The following is a 15,377-nucleotide window of genomic DNA, read 5'->3' as shown; positions in this document are numbered from 1 at the left end:
CTAAGGTGGGCCTGGTCATGTGTCATCTCTTTTTTTAGATTAGTTTACTGAAATGACACAGAATTTTGAACACTACCGAGGTTACGTTAGGCACATAACTAATCGCCATCTAATTGTTTATAAAATGTTATTGTTTAACTTCAGGTAAACCTGCTAATGATAATATTTACTGAACGATAATTATTACAAGTACGCAGCGGTGGCTTTCCCCATAAGTGACAACATAGCCTGAGGGAGGGAGTTCAGACCGGTTTCCCAGCGAAATTTCCATACTGGTTTATAATCCAGATGATCACTTCTCTGAAATCAGCAGCGCGCTGACAGGGAAGTATTAAACGCAGGGTATAACAATCAATTCGGGGTCCGGGATGTGGGATTTGACTTACTGGCGTGAAGGACTGGTCAGTTGTGTGCATTTTTTCCAGTTAGCACTGGAAACGATTTCGGTCATTTGTGTGGTTATCGGATTACTGCGCACACTGCGGGTACTGTGCCGCGGCAGAGGGGGAGCTGCTGCCCGTTACTGCTTTGGTAACTGGCTGGCGATGGCGCTGGAGTTTCAGTTAGCTGCAGATATCCTCGCCACAACGGTCGACCCTGATCTGGACAGTCTGATTAAACTGGGGATCATTGCCGTCATACGTACCTTCCTGAACTTTTTCCTGGCAAAGGAACTGGAACATGCGCCGCAGGAAAAATAATCCCGGCGGTAACGCACTGTGATTTACAGACCTGTGCTGCTGCAGAAGACCACTGGAGCAGCATCATTTACGGAAATTTCCGTCCACAATACGAGTAACAGAGACGCAGACTGATGACCAAACTAACTTCGGAGCAAAAACGCTATGTCGATGAACTGGCGATGATGCAGATTGAAAATATGAACAGTGATGAATTTCTTCTGAATCAGCTGAAGAAAAAAATACACGGGCTGGAAGGTGAGCTGAAAGAGTTCTTTGAAGAACGTCTGGCTTTTCACAGAAAAAACCATAATAAGTAACACAGACCGCTGTTATATCAGCCGTATTTTGCGGGGCTCCGTATCAGCAGAGCCCCGCATATCTTTCCCCTGCCTGCTTAATAAGTGATGCCCGGCGGGTTCACCTGCGAATGAGTAATCTCTTCATCCTGTAACCCCCAGCGGTTCATTACCTGCTGATAGGTGCCGTTACGCAGAGCACCATTCAGGGCTTCCTGCACCGCAAACACCAGTTTATTCCCTTTTTGGGTGGTGGCTGCCACCACGGCCTGTACCGGCCCCGTGCCTGCAACCCGCGTCTGACCGGTCAGCGCGGCTTTATAGGTTGCGGCTGCCTGTGGCCCGAAAATAACATCCACCCGCCCGGAAAGTAATGCCAGATTATCCGCCGCATCATCTGTCAGATAGACAGGGGTTGCCGGAGGTAAGTGCCAGTTAATATTCTGCTGATTCCAGCCCAGTAAAATCCGTTCCTGGTTAGTGCCTGAACCGACAACTACCTTTAATCCGGCAATATCTTTTGCCTTACTGATACGGGTGATCGGGCTATTTTTCCGGACACTGAACGCCAGAGAATCAGTCCGGTAACTGGCAAAATCATATTTTTGTTTACGCTGTTCAGTGACCGCAATATTGACCAGCGCCACATCATAGCGGCCACTGCTGATACCCAGCGGCCAGTTTTCCCAGCTGACGGGGACCAGATTCAGTTTCAGCCCCAGACTATCAGCCAGCAGCCTGGCGATATCAGGATCACTGCCGATCCGTGTCTGATTATCATCCGCCAGCAGGGCCAGTGGCGGGGAATTCTGTGCAGAAATCGCCACCGTCAGTTCCCCCGGTCTGGCAAAATGATAGCCGGGCGGTATCAGTGCGACCGCCGCCCGGTTAAGCGGGGTGTGTATCGGGGTCTGATTCTGTTGCAGATCGGGTAATGCTGCCCCGCGGGCCCCGCTGCTGACAGCCATCCCGATGATCAGTGAGCAAATAACCGGCTGATACCCCATGGATTTCTCCTTACAGAACACTGGCTAAAAAATTACGCGTCCGCGTATGACGGGGATTATTCAGCACCTGTTCACTGCTGCCCTGCTCGACGATTTTTCCATCAACCATAAACACCACCTGGTCAGCTATCTGGCGGGCAAAACCGATCTCATGGGTGACAATCACCAGCGTCGTCCCGGAGTTTGCCAGCCTGGCAATAACGTCCAGTACTTCCCCCACCAGCTCGGGGTCGAGGGCTGAGGTCGGTTCATCAAATAATAATACCCTTGGCTGCAGTGCCAGTGCCCTGGCTATCGCCACCCGCTGCTGCTGTCCCCCGGACAGATGACGTGACCAGGCATCCGCTTTCTGTTGCAGGCCGACCATCGTCAGCAACGCTTCCGCCCTTTGTCTGGCCTGACTGCGTGACAGCTTTTTATGTACTACCGGCGCTTCAATAATATTGTCCAGCACGGTCATATGGGGGAACAGATTAAAATTCTGAAACACATAGCCGACATTAAGACGCTGTTTAAGCAATGCTTTTTCCGGTAATTCATACAATTTACCGTTTTTCTCACGATAGCCAATATAGTCATCATCCAGCCGGACAAAGCCCTCGTCCGGTTTTTCCAGCCGATTGAGGGTACGCAGCAAGGTTGACTTACCTGAACCGGAAGGTCCGATGATCACCGTGACGGATCCCGGCGGAATTTCCAGATCAATGTGATCCAGCGCCCGGAACTGACCATACGATTTACTGACGCCGCTGACAGAAATCTTTCCTTTTTTATCGGTATTCACTGACATCAGGAGACCTCCTCTGACAGACCACGGCGCTGGGTAGCGACCCGCGACCAGATACGCGAACGACGGGGGACGGCAGCAGAGACAGCTTTACGCTCACTGCGGGCCAGCATTTTCTCTGCCAGCAACTGGAGCACGGCCAGTACACTGGTGATCACCAGATACCAGCTGGCTCCGACCATCAGTAACGGAATCACTTCCTGGTTACGGTTATAAATCATCTGAATCGTGTAAAAAAGTTCCGGCATTGCCAGTACATAAACCACTGAGGTGCCTTTCACCAGACCAATAATCTCGTTAAAGCCTGTCGGTAAGATGGCCCGCAATGCCTGTGGCAGAATAATCCGCCAGGTTCTGCGCCATGCGGGTAACCCGAGAGCTGCCGACGCCTCATACTGACCAAAGTCAACCGACTGGAACCCGCCGCGGATAATCTCAGCCGTATACGCACTCTGTACCAGTGTCAGCCCGATCACTGCCGTCTGAAACTGCCCGAGCACATTCACCGTCTGAAAATGTCCCCAGTTAAAGGGAGTGAAGGGAATACCCAGCGACAGGGTGTCGTACAGATAAGAAAAGTTATACAAAATAATCAGCACCACAATCAGCGGCAGAGAACGAAACAGCCAGATATAGCCCCAGGCCAGCGCTTTCAGTAACGGGGATGACGACAGCCGGGCCAGTGCCAGAGCACCGCCGATCACCACACTCAGTAATGCACTGACCAGGGTCATCAGTAAGGTACGTCCCAGGCCTTGCAGGATCACCGGATTAAAAAACCATTTCGCAAATACCCCCCATTCCCAACGGGGATTAAACGCGACCGACTGAATAATTCCGGCAAAAATCAGTACCGACACCAGGGTGCCGGCAATACGCCATGGATAACGGACCGGTACGACTTTTTTCGACACAGGTGACTCAGACATGGCTGTTAGCTCCGTAATGGGGTACCACCGCGGCCAGCGGGGTAACCAGCGATTTTGTAAACCTCAGCCGTCCGTCATACGGCGGCCGGCTGTATTCTTCAAAATCCCGCCGGACATCAAAGCCCGGCTGGTAATTCAGCGACAGATAAAGCGCGACCGCTTCCGGCTGACGAAACCCGGTGGTCAGATACAAAGCACGGTAACCGGCCTGTCTCGCATGCTGTTCCAGTCGGGTGACCATACGCTGTGCAATCCCCTGTCCGCGTAATGATGCCCGCGTCCAGATACGTTTTATTTCGGCCGTATGATCGTCGAAATATTTATATGCCCCGGTCCCGATAATTTCACCGTCCTGCTCCAGTACCAGAAACAGTCCGCGCGGGGCCAGATAATAATCCGTCGGTTCTTCTTGATGATGCCCGCGGAAATAGTCACCATAACGCTGTCCGTATTCAGCAAATAACCCTTTAAGAATCGGCTGTAACTCTTGTGCATCAGGAGAAACAATCCGAAAGCCGGTCGCTGTCATCATTGCCTCCTAGTCACCCAGCCCGGGGGGATTAATTTCAGACGATGGCAAAGCCTCCAGCCCTTCTCCCCAGCGATTTAATACTTTCTGATAATCGCCATTGTTAATCACGCCATTCAGGGCAGTCTGTACCGCCCGGTCCAGTCCGTTACCTTTTTTCATAGTGACCGCGATATGTGCCGCTTTAGGCCAGCCGCCATCAACGGCACCGGCAAACCGTGTCTGCCCGGTAACCTGCGATTTCCATGCACCCAGTACATGGGGCCCGAAATAGGCATCAGCCCGTCCGGAGAGTAACGCCAGGCTCTCTGCAGAACCGGAAGGCATATATACCGGAGTAAAAGGGGCCAGCCCGTGGCTGCGGTTTTCTTTATCCCACGCCAGTAAAATAGCTTCCTGGTTAGTGCCTGAGCCGACAATAATTTTCAGCCCGGCAATATCCGCAGCTTTGGTGATTGATTTCAGCGGAGAGTTATCTTTGACATAAAAGGCCAGCAGATCCTTACGGTAAGTGGCAAAGTCGAATTTTTGTTTACGATCTCTGGTCACCGTGATATTGGAAATTGCTGCATCATACCGGCCACTGCTGACACCGAGAGGCCAGTCATCCCAGGACGTCTGGACAATATTCAGTTTCAGCCCCAGGCTGTCGGCAATCAGCCTGGCAATGTCCGGTTCGCTGCCAATCAGGGTTTTATTGTCATCAGCCATCACTGCTAACGGCGGTTCGGTCATCCCGCTGACGGCGACGGTAAATTCCCCGGGGTGAACAAAGTGAAAGTTTTTCGGTATCTGGCTGATAGCTGTCGGATTTTTCACCGTATCCACCGGGCGGGCATTGGCTGCCAGGCTGACATTGGTATTGTTGATCCTGACATCGGCGGCACTGCTGTAAGCAGCTGCCAGTCCGGCCAGCACGATAAACCGGCGTAATCTGTTATTGAACATTGTCATAGGGCTTCCTGTACCTGCGGGGCTGACTGAAACTGGTTTACCGGCGGGTGAAGCGCGAATGAATCACGCAGGGTGGATCCCGGATAATCCCTGCGGAACAGGCCGCGCTGCTGTAATAGCGGGATGACTTCATCCACAAACCGCGCGAACACTTCCGGGGTTCCGCCATTAATAATAAAGCCGTCAGCCGCACCACTTTCGAACCAGAACTGCAGTCCGTCGGCCACCTGCTCTGCCGTCCCGGAGAATACTGGCCGGGGTGTTGCTGCTTCCAGCGCCGCCTGGCGTAAGGTTAAACCCCGTTCACGGGCATTCTGTTTAATTTCGTCGGTGGTACTGCGGAAACTGTTACCGCCCAGCTCGCCGAGTTCAGGGAAAGGAGCATCCAGCGGATACTGACTAAAATCATGATGTTCGAAATAACGGCCCAGGTAATTCAGCGCGTCCTCAATGGAAACCAGTGCCGCCGTTTGCTGGTACTGACGTTCAGCATCGTCAGCATCATCACCGATAATGACAGAGACTCCCTGGAAAATATGCAGCTGGTCAGGGCTGCGCTGATATTCCGCCAGCTGTGATTTGACATCACGATAAAATGCTCTGGCTTCATCGGGGGTTTTCTGATGGGTAAAAATAGCATCCGCGTGTCTGGCCGCCAGCGCTTTACCGTCACGGGAGGCACCGGCCTGGAAGACCACCGGCCTGCCCTGCGGGGTACGGCCAATATTGAGCGGCCCGGCAACGTCAAAAAACTCGCCGTGGTGGTTTAAGGTATGCAGTTTTTCTTTATCGAAGAACACTCCGCTCTGTTTATCACGAATAAACGCCCCTTCTTCCCATGAGTCCCACAGCCCTTTCACCACGTCCAGATATTCACTGGCAATCCGGTAACGTAAACCATGCTCAGGGTGCTGCTGACGGGAGAAATTTTTTGCCGACCCCTCCAGCGGAGAAGTCACCACATTCCAGCCAGCTCTGCCACCGCTCAGATGATCCAGACTGGCGAACTGTCTGGCGACGGTGAAAGGGTCGCTGTAGGAGGTCGATACCGTCCCGACCAGCCCCAGATGACGGGTTGCCCCGGCCAGTGCGGATAATAATGTCAGGGGTTCAAAACGATTAAGAAAATGCGGAATTGATTTTTCGTTGATATATAAGCCGTCAGCCACAAACAGAAAATCCAGTTTCCCTTGCTCTGCTTTTCTGGCAGTTTCTGTAGCGAAATCAATATTAATGCTGGCATCAGCGGTGGCCGACGGATGCCGCCACGCCGACATATTACCTGATGCTCCGTGCAGAATAGTTCCCAGTCTTAACTGACGTTTTACAGACATAGCGATCCCTTATAAAAGTAATATTTTATTTTCTGAGTGATACTGCTATTTAAATACCGGACAGATGAATTCCCCCCTGTATACCCGGCGGATAATTATATAATCTGACCGTTATCAGGCCGTCCGGATGATATTTTCTGCCGGCACTTTCTGAGGCTGAATATTGCCTTTTGCCTGCGCCAGTAAATATAAGGTCTCTCTGCGCACCGCCGGGTCACTGACCGGAATATCAATAATAAACTCACTGATCCCGGTGTCACGGTGTAGCGCGTCAAGCTGCCCAATCACCGACTGTGCTGAACCGGCAAAAATTGCCGCCTGCCGGCGGGTAACCGACTTAGCTTCACTCCCGCTCTGGCGAATAAACCGCTCGGCCTGTGCCTGGCTGGCCAGCGTGACACGCTGGCCATTGACCAGTTCAGCCTGCCATAACTGCTGTTCTGCCGCCTGACGCACGGCGACGTCAGGATCTTCACTGACAATCGCCTGAATGGCGACCCTCACCGGGCGCTGACTGTGCTTCTGCCAGTAGCGGGTAAAGGTATTTAACAGTTGCCGGTCACCGTTAAGATGGGCGGCAAAGACGAAATCCCAGCCCAGCTCTGCTGCCAGGCTGGCGCTGGCGGTACTGGCGCCCAGTAAAAATCGCCGGGCACTGACCGCAGGGATTGGGGTGGCCAGTAAGGCATTCTCCGGGTCTGCCGCCTCGCGGGTCTGTAAATAGTCGTCCAGTTGTTTCAGGCGGGTACTGAAGTCCGCGGCGTTTGCACTGTCACGGCCTTCCTGCAACGCACCGGTGGCAAGGGGAAGCCCGCCGGGCGCTTTACCCACCCCCAGGTCAACCCGTCCGGGGGCCAGCGCCGACAACAGATTAAAATTTTCTGCCACTTTATAAGGACTGTAATGCTGCAGCATCACCCCGCCGGAGCCGACCCTTATCTTCCGGGTACGGGACAGTATCCAGGCAATCACGATCTCCGGCGAAGGGCTGGCCAGTGACGATGTATTATGGTGTTCCGCCAGCCAGAAACGATGGTAGCCCCAGTTTTCGGCTAAGCGGGCAAGTTCCGCCACATTATTCAGTGCGCCGGTAGCGGTTTCATTATCCGGCACCAGGCATTTATCCAGTACACTCAATTGATAAGACATTTATTATTCCGTTTACTGATAATGACACTATGGAATAATTATTAGCGCCTGAAGGTGAATAATGGAAACATCAAAAAATCCCTTAGTTATATTAAATTTAAATATAACTTTTCAGCGGATAACAATATTTTCGGGTCACGTTGAAAACAACCGTCCTGACCGATGCCGGGTTAAAAAGCCGGGCACGGTAATATCCGGCGACAAGCCGCAGGGTGGTGCTCACTTTACAGGAGCGTTGTCTGTGGTGCCGGCAAACTATACAGCACACCGATTATGTATTAGTTTTACTGGACCACCAGCCAACAGTCACGCCTGTCTGCTGGCGGTTCTCACTCCATTAATACAGGATAAAAACGATGTCTTCATCCCTGGTATTAGCCGACAAAGTGCCACAGACCCTGAAAGAAAAACTGAAATCTGATTATCAGTTATATGAATATTCCCGTTTATCCGCTGACGAGATCCGCAGGCTCGCTGCAGAAGTCCGGGTAATTGTTGCCAGCGGGGAATCAGTGGTAAATGCTGAGTTTATCAGCCAGTTCCCGCAGGCAAAGCTGATTGCCGTTTTCGGGGTCGGCTACGATGGTATTGATATCCATACGGCAACGGAGAAAGGTATCACTGTCACGAATACGCCGGATATTTTAACCGATGATGTGGCTGATCTGGGTATGGCTTTAATACTCAGTGTATCGCGACAGATCACCGCCGCGGAAAAATTTGTCGAACAGGGACGCTGGGCCTCAGGCTCTTTTCCGCTGGCCAGTAAGGTGACCGGTAAACGGCTGGGTATTGTCGGCTACGGGCGGATCGGTAAAGCCGTTGCCCGGCGTGCTAAAGGGTTTGCGATGCCGATTGCCTGTTTCAATAACAGTCCGGTCACCGATCCGGAGGTGACCCGCTACGACAGTCTGATCACTCTGGCTGAGAACAGCGATATTCTGGTGGTCTGTGTCAGTGCGAATCCAGAGACCCGTGGCCTGATTAACCGGCAGGTGCTGACAGCGCTTGGCCCGACAGGGATTCTGATCAATATCTCCCGTGGCAGTGTGACAGATGAAGATGCGGTGGTGGAAGCCATTACCCGCGGGGAGATCGGCGGTGCGGGGCTGGATGTGTTTGCCCATGAACCTCAGGTTCCTGCGGCACTGCTTAACCGGCCTGATGTGGTGGTCACACCCCATATTGCCAGCGGGACCCATGAAACCAGGGCAGCGATGGCAACACTGGTCGCCGATAATATCAGCGCATATTTTAGCGGACAGCCGTTACTGACACCGGTGATCAGCCGCTGATCAACCCGGGGTAACCCCCCGCTCTTTGCGGCCGGGTTGCCGCTGTATTTATACGATATTGCTTATCAGGCCGGGTACTGCTGTGACCTGGCCACTGCCTCAGACAATCATCTTCCCTTCCATGTTCCGCCTGCCGGTTAACGCCTCTTTATCTGTCCCTTTGCCCGGAGTGTCTGGTCTTTTTTGCCGGATAAATCGCCGATGAACGCCGCATTCACCAGGGTCATAAGAAAGAGGTATGTATGATTTATCAATAAAAATCAATAGATTAAAATAATAAGCCTCCCGGTTATATATACATAAAAAATATTATGTTTTATAAATTTAAAATTCTTAATCAAGAGCCAGATACCGGAGGCGTAAATGCGCAATTCCCCCACTGAAGACCTCAGCCTGTCATCTCCACCGGACGAACAAAGGTTTACCAGGTCAATCGGCCTGATGTCTAACTTCTCTTTAGGATTTACCTATTTATCGCCACTCACCGCCGTTTATTCATTATTTGCTCTGGCCATGACCCTTGCCGGACCACCGGCAATCTGGTGGATACTGATCGCAGCCGCAGGGCAAATGCTGGTTGCTATGGTCTTCGGCGAAGTTGCTTCACAGTACCCGATTACCGGCGGGCTGTATCCCTGGTCACGTATCCTGTGGGGGAAAAAGTATGCGTGGATCGCTGCGTGGATCTATCTGTGGGCTCTGGTGGTGACTATCACCTCGATTGCCGAATACAGTGCAACCTTTGTTGCAACGTTGTTCAGTTATACTCCGTCAGCATTTCACCTGTTATTAACCTCGGTAGTGCTGCTATTAATGATGATGGCAGTGAACCTTTCCGGTACCAGAAATCTGGCCCGGGTGGCACGTATCGGCTTCTGGTGCGAAATTGTCAGCGTGATTGCACTCGGCATCTACCTGTTAATTTTCCACAGAACCCAGCCTTTGTCGGTGATTTTCGATGCTATGGGCGTTGTTACCGGGCCTGCCGGTTACAGCCATGCATTTATGTCAGCATCACTGCTGGGGCTATTTATGTTTTTTGGTTTTGAAGCCTGCGGTAATGTCGCTGAAGAAGTGCAGAATCCCGGCAGGAAAATTCCGGTTGCGATGATGCTCAGTATTTTGTTTGGTGCTATTTCAGCGATTATTTCCGTGGCCGGGTATCTGCTCTCTTATCCGGACCTGCAAGGGATTGTGTCGGGAAAAATTGCCAACCCGATCGCTGAAATACTGAATAATGCCCTCGGTCCGCAGGGAGAGAAGATTTTTGTCGGGGTCGCCGTTATTGCTATGTTGTCATGCATTCTGTCACTGCAGGCAGCTCTGAGCAGACTGTTGTTCTCCTTTTCACGCGACAATATGCTACCCGCCAGCCGCTGGATGGCGAAAATCTCAGCAAATAATGTTCCTGACAACGCTATGATCGTCAGCTGCGTGTTACCCCTGCTGATGTGTGTCTGGGTATATTACCAGCCCGATAATCTTGCCAGGATCACCGCGTTTGCCGTGGCAGGGATTTATATCTCTTTCCAGATGGTGGTGCTTGCAGCCCTGCGCAAACGGCTGCAGGGCCGGAAACCGGCCGGCAGCTGGACTTTAGGCCGTTACGGGTTGCCGGTGAATATTCTGGCCCTTGCCTATGGCCTGGCCGGTATTTACCTGCTCTGTCAGCCCGGTCCCGGCAGCAATCTTGCTGATCAGTGGATTGTGGTCACCGGACTGGCGGTGGTCTTTCTGTCCGGTGCTTTATATTTGTTGCTCGCACGACCAGACCACAACACAGAACAAGGTACCCATTATCAGCCGGATATTACCACTGACTGATTAACCTGCTGCGGGCGAAAAATTGGCCCGCTGCAGATTGTCGTTATTTTATTTTTTATCGCTGTCCGCGTATGCCGCAGCAGGATACCTGTACCCGCCAACCCTGAAAGGTATAATTATGCAATCCAATACAACTTCAAAAAGAAACCTGTCCTTGTGGCAGGTCGTTATTATCGGTATCGCCTATATGACACCGATGACGGTATTTGATACCTTCGGGATTGTCTCCGGAGTGACCTACGGCAGAGTACCGCTGACTTATCTGCTTGCACTGGTTGCGGTATTATTTACAGCCCAGAGTTACGGACGACTGGTCAAAGAATACCCGTCATCCGGTTCTGCCTACACTTATACCCGCAGTATATTCGGCGCTCATACGGGGTTTATGGTTGGCTGGTCGTCACTGCTGGATTATATCCTGTTACCAATGATTAACTCATTATTAGCCGGTATCTATCTGCAGTCCCTGCTACCGGCTGTACCGGTATGGGTTTCTATTCTGATATTCACCAGCCTGGTGACCTTTTTTAATTGCTGTAATATTAAAATCCTCGCCAATGCAAACTTTTTATTCGTCGGGCTGCCTGTCTTACTGATGGTGGTATTTATTTATATGGTGGTCCATGACCTGAGTAGCAGTCACGGTATTCAGCGGGTAATGACCCTCGCCCCCTTGCTTAACCAGCATCACAGTATTATGCCTCTGATTAGCGGAGCCGCTATTCTTTGTTTTTCTTATCTCGGTTTTGACGCTGTCACCACCCTGTCCGGAGAAACAGAGAATCCCTCTGGGATTATCCCGAAAGCCATTTTTTATACGGCCTTAAGTGGCGGGGTTATTTTCTTCGTCGCTGCCTGGTTTATTCAGCTTTACTACCCGGACAACTCCGCATTTAAAAATCCGACCGAGGCATTACCGGAAATTGTACTGTATGTCGGTGGCCGGTTATTCCAGTCCATATTTCTGGTGGCTATTCTGTGTAATACCTTTGCCTCAGCACTCGCCTCCCATGCCAGTTCAGCAAGGTTGCTGAATATTATGGGTAAGGAAAACCGCCTGACGTCTCCGGTATTTGGATATATTCACCCGAAGACTAACACACCTCTGTATTGTGTCCTGCTGACAGGGATCATTTCCTTAAGTTCGATATTTTTTGGTCTGGATACTGCGGTGTCGTTAATCAGCTTCGGCGCATTAGTCGCCTTCAGTTCAGTAAATATTTGCGTTATCGCAAAATTTGCCTGTCAGGAAAAAAGAGTCGCTTCATTCAGGGATATTTTTAATCACCTTATTTCACCCTGTTGCGGGTTAGCCAGCGTCGCCTTTATGTGGGTCAGCCTGGATCATGATGCCTTTGTACTGGGATCCGTATGGGCCGCAGCAGGCTTAGTCTGGGTTATTTATAACAGTGTCAGTAAATCATCAGTGATGGCCTCCGAATAAACGGGGCCAGTTATGCACAGTGTGTTTACCTGTGATTTTATTAATCTGCCGGAAATAAAAAATGGATATAAAAAATCAGTTTAGCAAGCCACAGTTAATTAATGATGCCAAAACGCTCCCTGCCAGTGATATCAGTATTAACGGGGACTGGAACTGGGTAAGACAACAGGAAGATACCCTCAAATTTGACCCCGGGATTGCCGCGAATTACTACGAGTCTACGCTCGCCCCCTGGATGTCATTTCCGCCACTGGAAACCGACAAGCAGTGTGAACTCGTAGTGATTGGCGGAGGCCTGCTGGGCGCGTCGACCGCTCTTCATCTGGCAGAGGCAGGTATCGATACGGTACTGCTGGAGAAAAACACTGTCGGTTCCGGCGCTTCCGGCCGTAACGGCGGGCAACTGACCCCGGGGCTGGCACGCTGGGAGGCTGAGTCAATGCTGGAGCATTTGCCTGAAGATGAAGCCCGCCGTCTGTGGCGTTTTACCTCTGCCGAAGCAATGTCACTGATCGATGATATCGCCAGCCGTTATCAGTTACAGCTCGACCGTCAATACGGGCATCTGACGGCAGCCGTGCATCCCGGCCATATGAATGCCCTGGTACAGGCTGCGGATGCCAGGAAATTTCTTGGCGACAGTCAGGTGACGGTGTTAGGTAATTATCAGCTTCAGGAACATATCCACTCAGATATTTACTACGGCGGGGTGCTGGATGAATGCGGCGGACAGATTCATTCTCTGGCACTGAACCGTGGCCTGATTTACGGGTTTATGCATAACGGTGGCTGTGTGCATGAACACAGTGAAGTAATAAAGATTGAAGAAACACCGGCCGGTACGCGGGTACATACCGCATCCGGCGTGATTACCGCTACCCGGGGGGTGGTGATCGCCGTCCATGACGCCACCCACGCACTGCTTAACCAAAATAACGCAACCACATTACCCTTTTATACCTATGTGGGGGTCACTTCACCAATTGACGGTGGTCACCAGACACTGCTGCCAACCGGTAAGCCGGTCTATGATACTCAGTTACAGATCGATTATTATCGCCCGGTACGGAACCAGCGTTTATTGTTCGGCGGGCAAGGCACCGGTATGCGCTGGGATAATAACCGCACAGTTGATTATCTGACTTCACGCCTGCGTACCGTGTTTTCTCAGCGCGAAGATATTGAACTGGATTTTGCCTGGAGCGGCACCACCGATTTAACCCTCAACGGTGCAACAGATTGCCGGAAATCCGGGCTAAACAGCCAGATATATTCAGTCCATGGCTGGAGCGGTCATGGGGTGGCCCAGACGGTGAGAATCGGCAAAGCGATTACCGATGATATTACCGGCAGGAATGATGACTTCCGGATGCTGACCTCGATTAAGCACACCTCGTTACTGCTTGGTCGTCAGCTGGCACCGGTCGCCATTCCGCTGGCCAAGACACTGCTGGGGATCTCGGCGAAATTAACACCGGGTAAAATGATTTCATTCTGATCCTGCCCCGCCTGTCATTCCGGTGACAGGCAGACAGGCACTACGCTTCCGGGAAGAAAATCCGGAAAAAGTCACTGTGAATAATATCTCTGTGATGCTGATACTCCACCAGCGAACCGGTCCGGTAACCCGGATGACTGGACACCATCACCCGCCCGTGGCGATTAATAATGACCGGTTTTTTCCGGCACTGACGGATCAGTGTCAGTAACTCGGCTTCAATAACGCTCACCAGCATGTCCACCACCGCCACACCTGCCAGCCTGCCGCCAGTGATTACCGGTGAAGAAGCGGTCATGGTATACGCCGAGGTGCAGATATAATCCACATACGGGCCGTGAAGATTGACGGTTTGCTGTTGCGGCTGCTTAAACCAGTCAAACGTACTGAAATCCAGCCGTTGCTGGGTGGCCTGATCCAGTTCCAGGCAAGACGTCCGGTGACTGCCCGGGCTTTTAAACCACCATTCAAGGAACCAGTAAGGCTGATGATTCTCAGCCGAATACTGATGGCTGGCGAAACCGGCACCAAAGCAATAATCGCTCTCAGTCAGAACCTGTTCTATCGCCGGGAACAGGGTTTTTCGTAACCGATTGTCCGGTAATGTCTGCGGCAAAGATTCACCGGCTGTCATACGGGTCAGCCGTTCGGCCAGTAATCGTGAAAGCTGTTGTGCAGATGCGGTGACCGCCTGCAGCAGATGGCCGGTTTTCTCTGCCAGTTGTTTTTTACATTCATCATCACTGAGCATATTGTTCACTATGTTGTATGAATACTGAATTTCAACTCGATCAGTCTGGAAATAAACTGATTAATCAGTTGTCCGGCAACCTCCATTGCCTGTAATGCTTCGTTATTACGGAATGCGGCCAGCAACTGCCGGTAACTCAGGACGACGGTACGGTGAAAGTCATCGGACTGATATAACGGGGTCACCAGTGCCGCCCATTCCGCCTGGATCATCAGTTCCTGGTTGGCAATCCGCGCCGACTGAGAGTTAGCGGCAATGGTCAGCAGACAACGCATATCTGACTGACAACGAAGTTCCGGTGTCGCTGATTGCTCAAGAGTATCAATGAACTGCGATAATCCATGGACGTCACGGTCTGTCATCCGCGACGTTGCCAGCCGTGTGGCGTGGACAAAGATCGCACAATGCCATTCACCGAGATCTGACAGATACTCAGTGCTGATATTTTGCAGCGCATCGAACGCAGACCGATCTTTGGCAATCGATTCAGCAACAAAACTGCCACCGTTACGTCCGCGGGCGGTATAAATCAGTCCTTTAGCCCGCAATGTATTCAGCGCCTCACGAATGGTGATATGGGAGACCCCCATCATCCGTGCTAAATCTGCCTCATTAGGCAGTTGCTCATTGGCTGCCAGTAAGCCGGAAATAATGGCATTCGCCAGTCGCTGAATAATCTGATCAGAACGGCTGGATTGACCAATAGGCGAGAAAATCACAGCATGAGTAATCATAGACCTCGTGATTTCTTGTGTTATTGCTTAAAAGAAAAGGGGGAATATTGATACCACAAAACCCGCCACAAATATACGTAACTCCCGCGCCGGAGCCAGAGAAAACGGGGTTGTCTGGCCAGATGCTGAACAATACAGAATATGGCAGCCCTGTGTCATTCTG

General features: G+C 51.5%; 15 protein-coding genes and 1 pseudogene. 7 read left to right on the top strand and 9 right to left on the bottom strand.

Annotation, left to right across the window (positions count from 1 at the left end; all coding sequences use genetic code 11):
- Nucleotides 1-368: 368 nt before the first annotated feature.
- The gene (locus tag JK211_RS09925) at nt 369-701 is read left to right on the top strand and encodes a DUF1622 domain-containing protein (protein WP_212708511.1); all 333 of its coding nucleotides are present in this window, start codon (nt 369-371) and stop codon (nt 699-701) included.
- A gap of 113 nt (nt 702-814) precedes the next feature.
- Nucleotides 815-1,000, top strand: a complete 186-nt coding sequence (locus JK211_RS09920; RefSeq protein WP_212708510.1) for a hypothetical protein — start codon at nt 815-817, stop codon at nt 998-1,000.
- 77 nt (nt 1,001-1,077) lie between these two features.
- On the opposite strand, the gene JK211_RS09915 is transcribed toward JK211_RS09920, so the two are convergent.
- The 7 genes and pseudogenes from JK211_RS09915 to JK211_RS09885 form a co-directional block, all read right to left on the bottom strand.
- Nucleotides 1,078-1,986: an ABC transporter substrate-binding protein gene (locus JK211_RS09915; protein WP_212708509.1), complete on the bottom strand. Its 909-nt coding sequence runs from the start codon at nt 1,984-1,986 to the stop codon at nt 1,078-1,080.
- A gap of 10 nt (nt 1,987-1,996) precedes the next feature.
- Nucleotides 1,997-2,776 (bottom strand): amino acid ABC transporter ATP-binding protein, encoded by a 780-nt coding sequence (locus JK211_RS09910; protein ID WP_212708508.1) that lies wholly within the window; start codon nt 2,774-2,776, stop codon nt 1,997-1,999.
- Nucleotides 2,776-3,702 carry an amino acid ABC transporter permease gene (locus JK211_RS09905; RefSeq protein ID WP_212708507.1) on the bottom strand — a complete coding sequence of 309 codons (927 nt, stop codon included), beginning with the start codon at nt 3,700-3,702 and terminating at the stop codon, nt 2,776-2,778. The genes JK211_RS09910 and JK211_RS09905 overlap by 1 nt, the downstream gene beginning before the upstream one ends.
- Entirely contained in the window at nt 3,695-4,231 is a 537-nt protein-coding gene (locus tag JK211_RS09900; protein ID WP_212708518.1) for a GNAT family N-acetyltransferase, read from the bottom strand. Before JK211_RS09900 ends, JK211_RS09905 begins: the two co-directional genes overlap by 8 nt.
- A 9-nt stretch (nt 4,232-4,240) precedes the next feature.
- Nucleotides 4,241-5,179 (bottom strand): ABC transporter substrate-binding protein, encoded by a 939-nt coding sequence (locus tag JK211_RS17090; protein ID WP_212708517.1) that lies wholly within the window; start codon nt 5,177-5,179, stop codon nt 4,241-4,243.
- Between the two features lie 61 nt (nt 5,180-5,240).
- A pseudogene (locus JK211_RS17085) lies at nt 5,241-6,519 on the bottom strand (LLM class flavin-dependent oxidoreductase); the annotation flags it as partial.
- A gap of 114 nt (nt 6,520-6,633) precedes the next feature.
- Nucleotides 6,634-7,668, bottom strand: a complete 1,035-nt coding sequence (locus tag JK211_RS09885) for an MsnO8 family LLM class oxidoreductase (protein WP_212708505.1) — start codon at nt 7,666-7,668, stop codon at nt 6,634-6,636.
- 61 nt (nt 7,669-7,729) lie between these two features.
- On the opposite strand from JK211_RS09885, the gene JK211_RS09880 reads away from it, so the two are divergent.
- The 5 genes from JK211_RS09880 to JK211_RS09860 all read left to right on the top strand — a co-directional run bounded on the left by JK211_RS09880 (nt 7,730) and on the right by JK211_RS09860 (nt 13,729).
- Nucleotides 7,730-8,089, top strand: a complete 360-nt coding sequence (locus JK211_RS09880; protein WP_212708504.1) for a hypothetical protein — start codon at nt 7,730-7,732, stop codon at nt 8,087-8,089.
- Nucleotides 8,025-8,963 carry a 2-hydroxyacid dehydrogenase gene (locus JK211_RS09875; protein ID WP_212708503.1) on the top strand — a complete coding sequence of 313 codons (939 nt, stop codon included), beginning with the start codon at nt 8,025-8,027 and terminating at the stop codon, nt 8,961-8,963. Before JK211_RS09880 ends, JK211_RS09875 begins: the two co-directional genes overlap by 65 nt.
- Nucleotides 8,964-9,326: 363 nt before the next feature.
- Nucleotides 9,327-10,787, top strand: coding sequence for an APC family permease (locus tag JK211_RS09870; RefSeq protein WP_212708502.1), 1,461 nt, complete (start codon nt 9,327-9,329; stop codon nt 10,785-10,787).
- A 118-nt stretch (nt 10,788-10,905) separates the two neighbouring features.
- Nucleotides 10,906-12,231: an APC family permease gene (locus JK211_RS09865; RefSeq protein ID WP_212708501.1), complete on the top strand. Its 1,326-nt coding sequence runs from the start codon at nt 10,906-10,908 to the stop codon at nt 12,229-12,231.
- Nucleotides 12,232-12,292: 61 nt separating this feature from the next.
- The gene (locus JK211_RS09860; protein ID WP_212708500.1) at nt 12,293-13,729 is read left to right on the top strand and encodes an FAD-binding oxidoreductase; all 1,437 of its coding nucleotides are present in this window, start codon (nt 12,293-12,295) and stop codon (nt 13,727-13,729) included.
- Between the two features lie 40 nt (nt 13,730-13,769).
- Here the strand turns inward: JK211_RS09860 and JK211_RS09855 are convergent, their stop codons facing one another.
- Together JK211_RS09855 and JK211_RS09850 are read right to left on the bottom strand one after the other, a co-directional pair.
- On the bottom strand, nt 13,770-14,480 hold the full coding sequence (locus JK211_RS09855) for a cache domain-containing protein (protein WP_371734614.1): 711 nt from the start codon (nt 14,478-14,480) through the stop codon (nt 13,770-13,772).
- 8 nt (nt 14,481-14,488) lie between these two features.
- Entirely contained in the window at nt 14,489-15,214 is a 726-nt protein-coding gene (locus tag JK211_RS09850; RefSeq protein ID WP_212708498.1) for a FadR/GntR family transcriptional regulator, read from the bottom strand.
- Nucleotides 15,215-15,377: the final 163 nt, after the last annotated feature.

The organism is Tatumella sp. JGM130 (genome assembly GCF_018257525.1).
Lineage (GTDB): Bacteria > Pseudomonadota > Gammaproteobacteria > Enterobacterales > Enterobacteriaceae > Tatumella > Tatumella punctata.
Note: the sequence above shows the minus strand (reverse complement) of the source record. Positions and strands in the feature narration are given on the sequence as shown.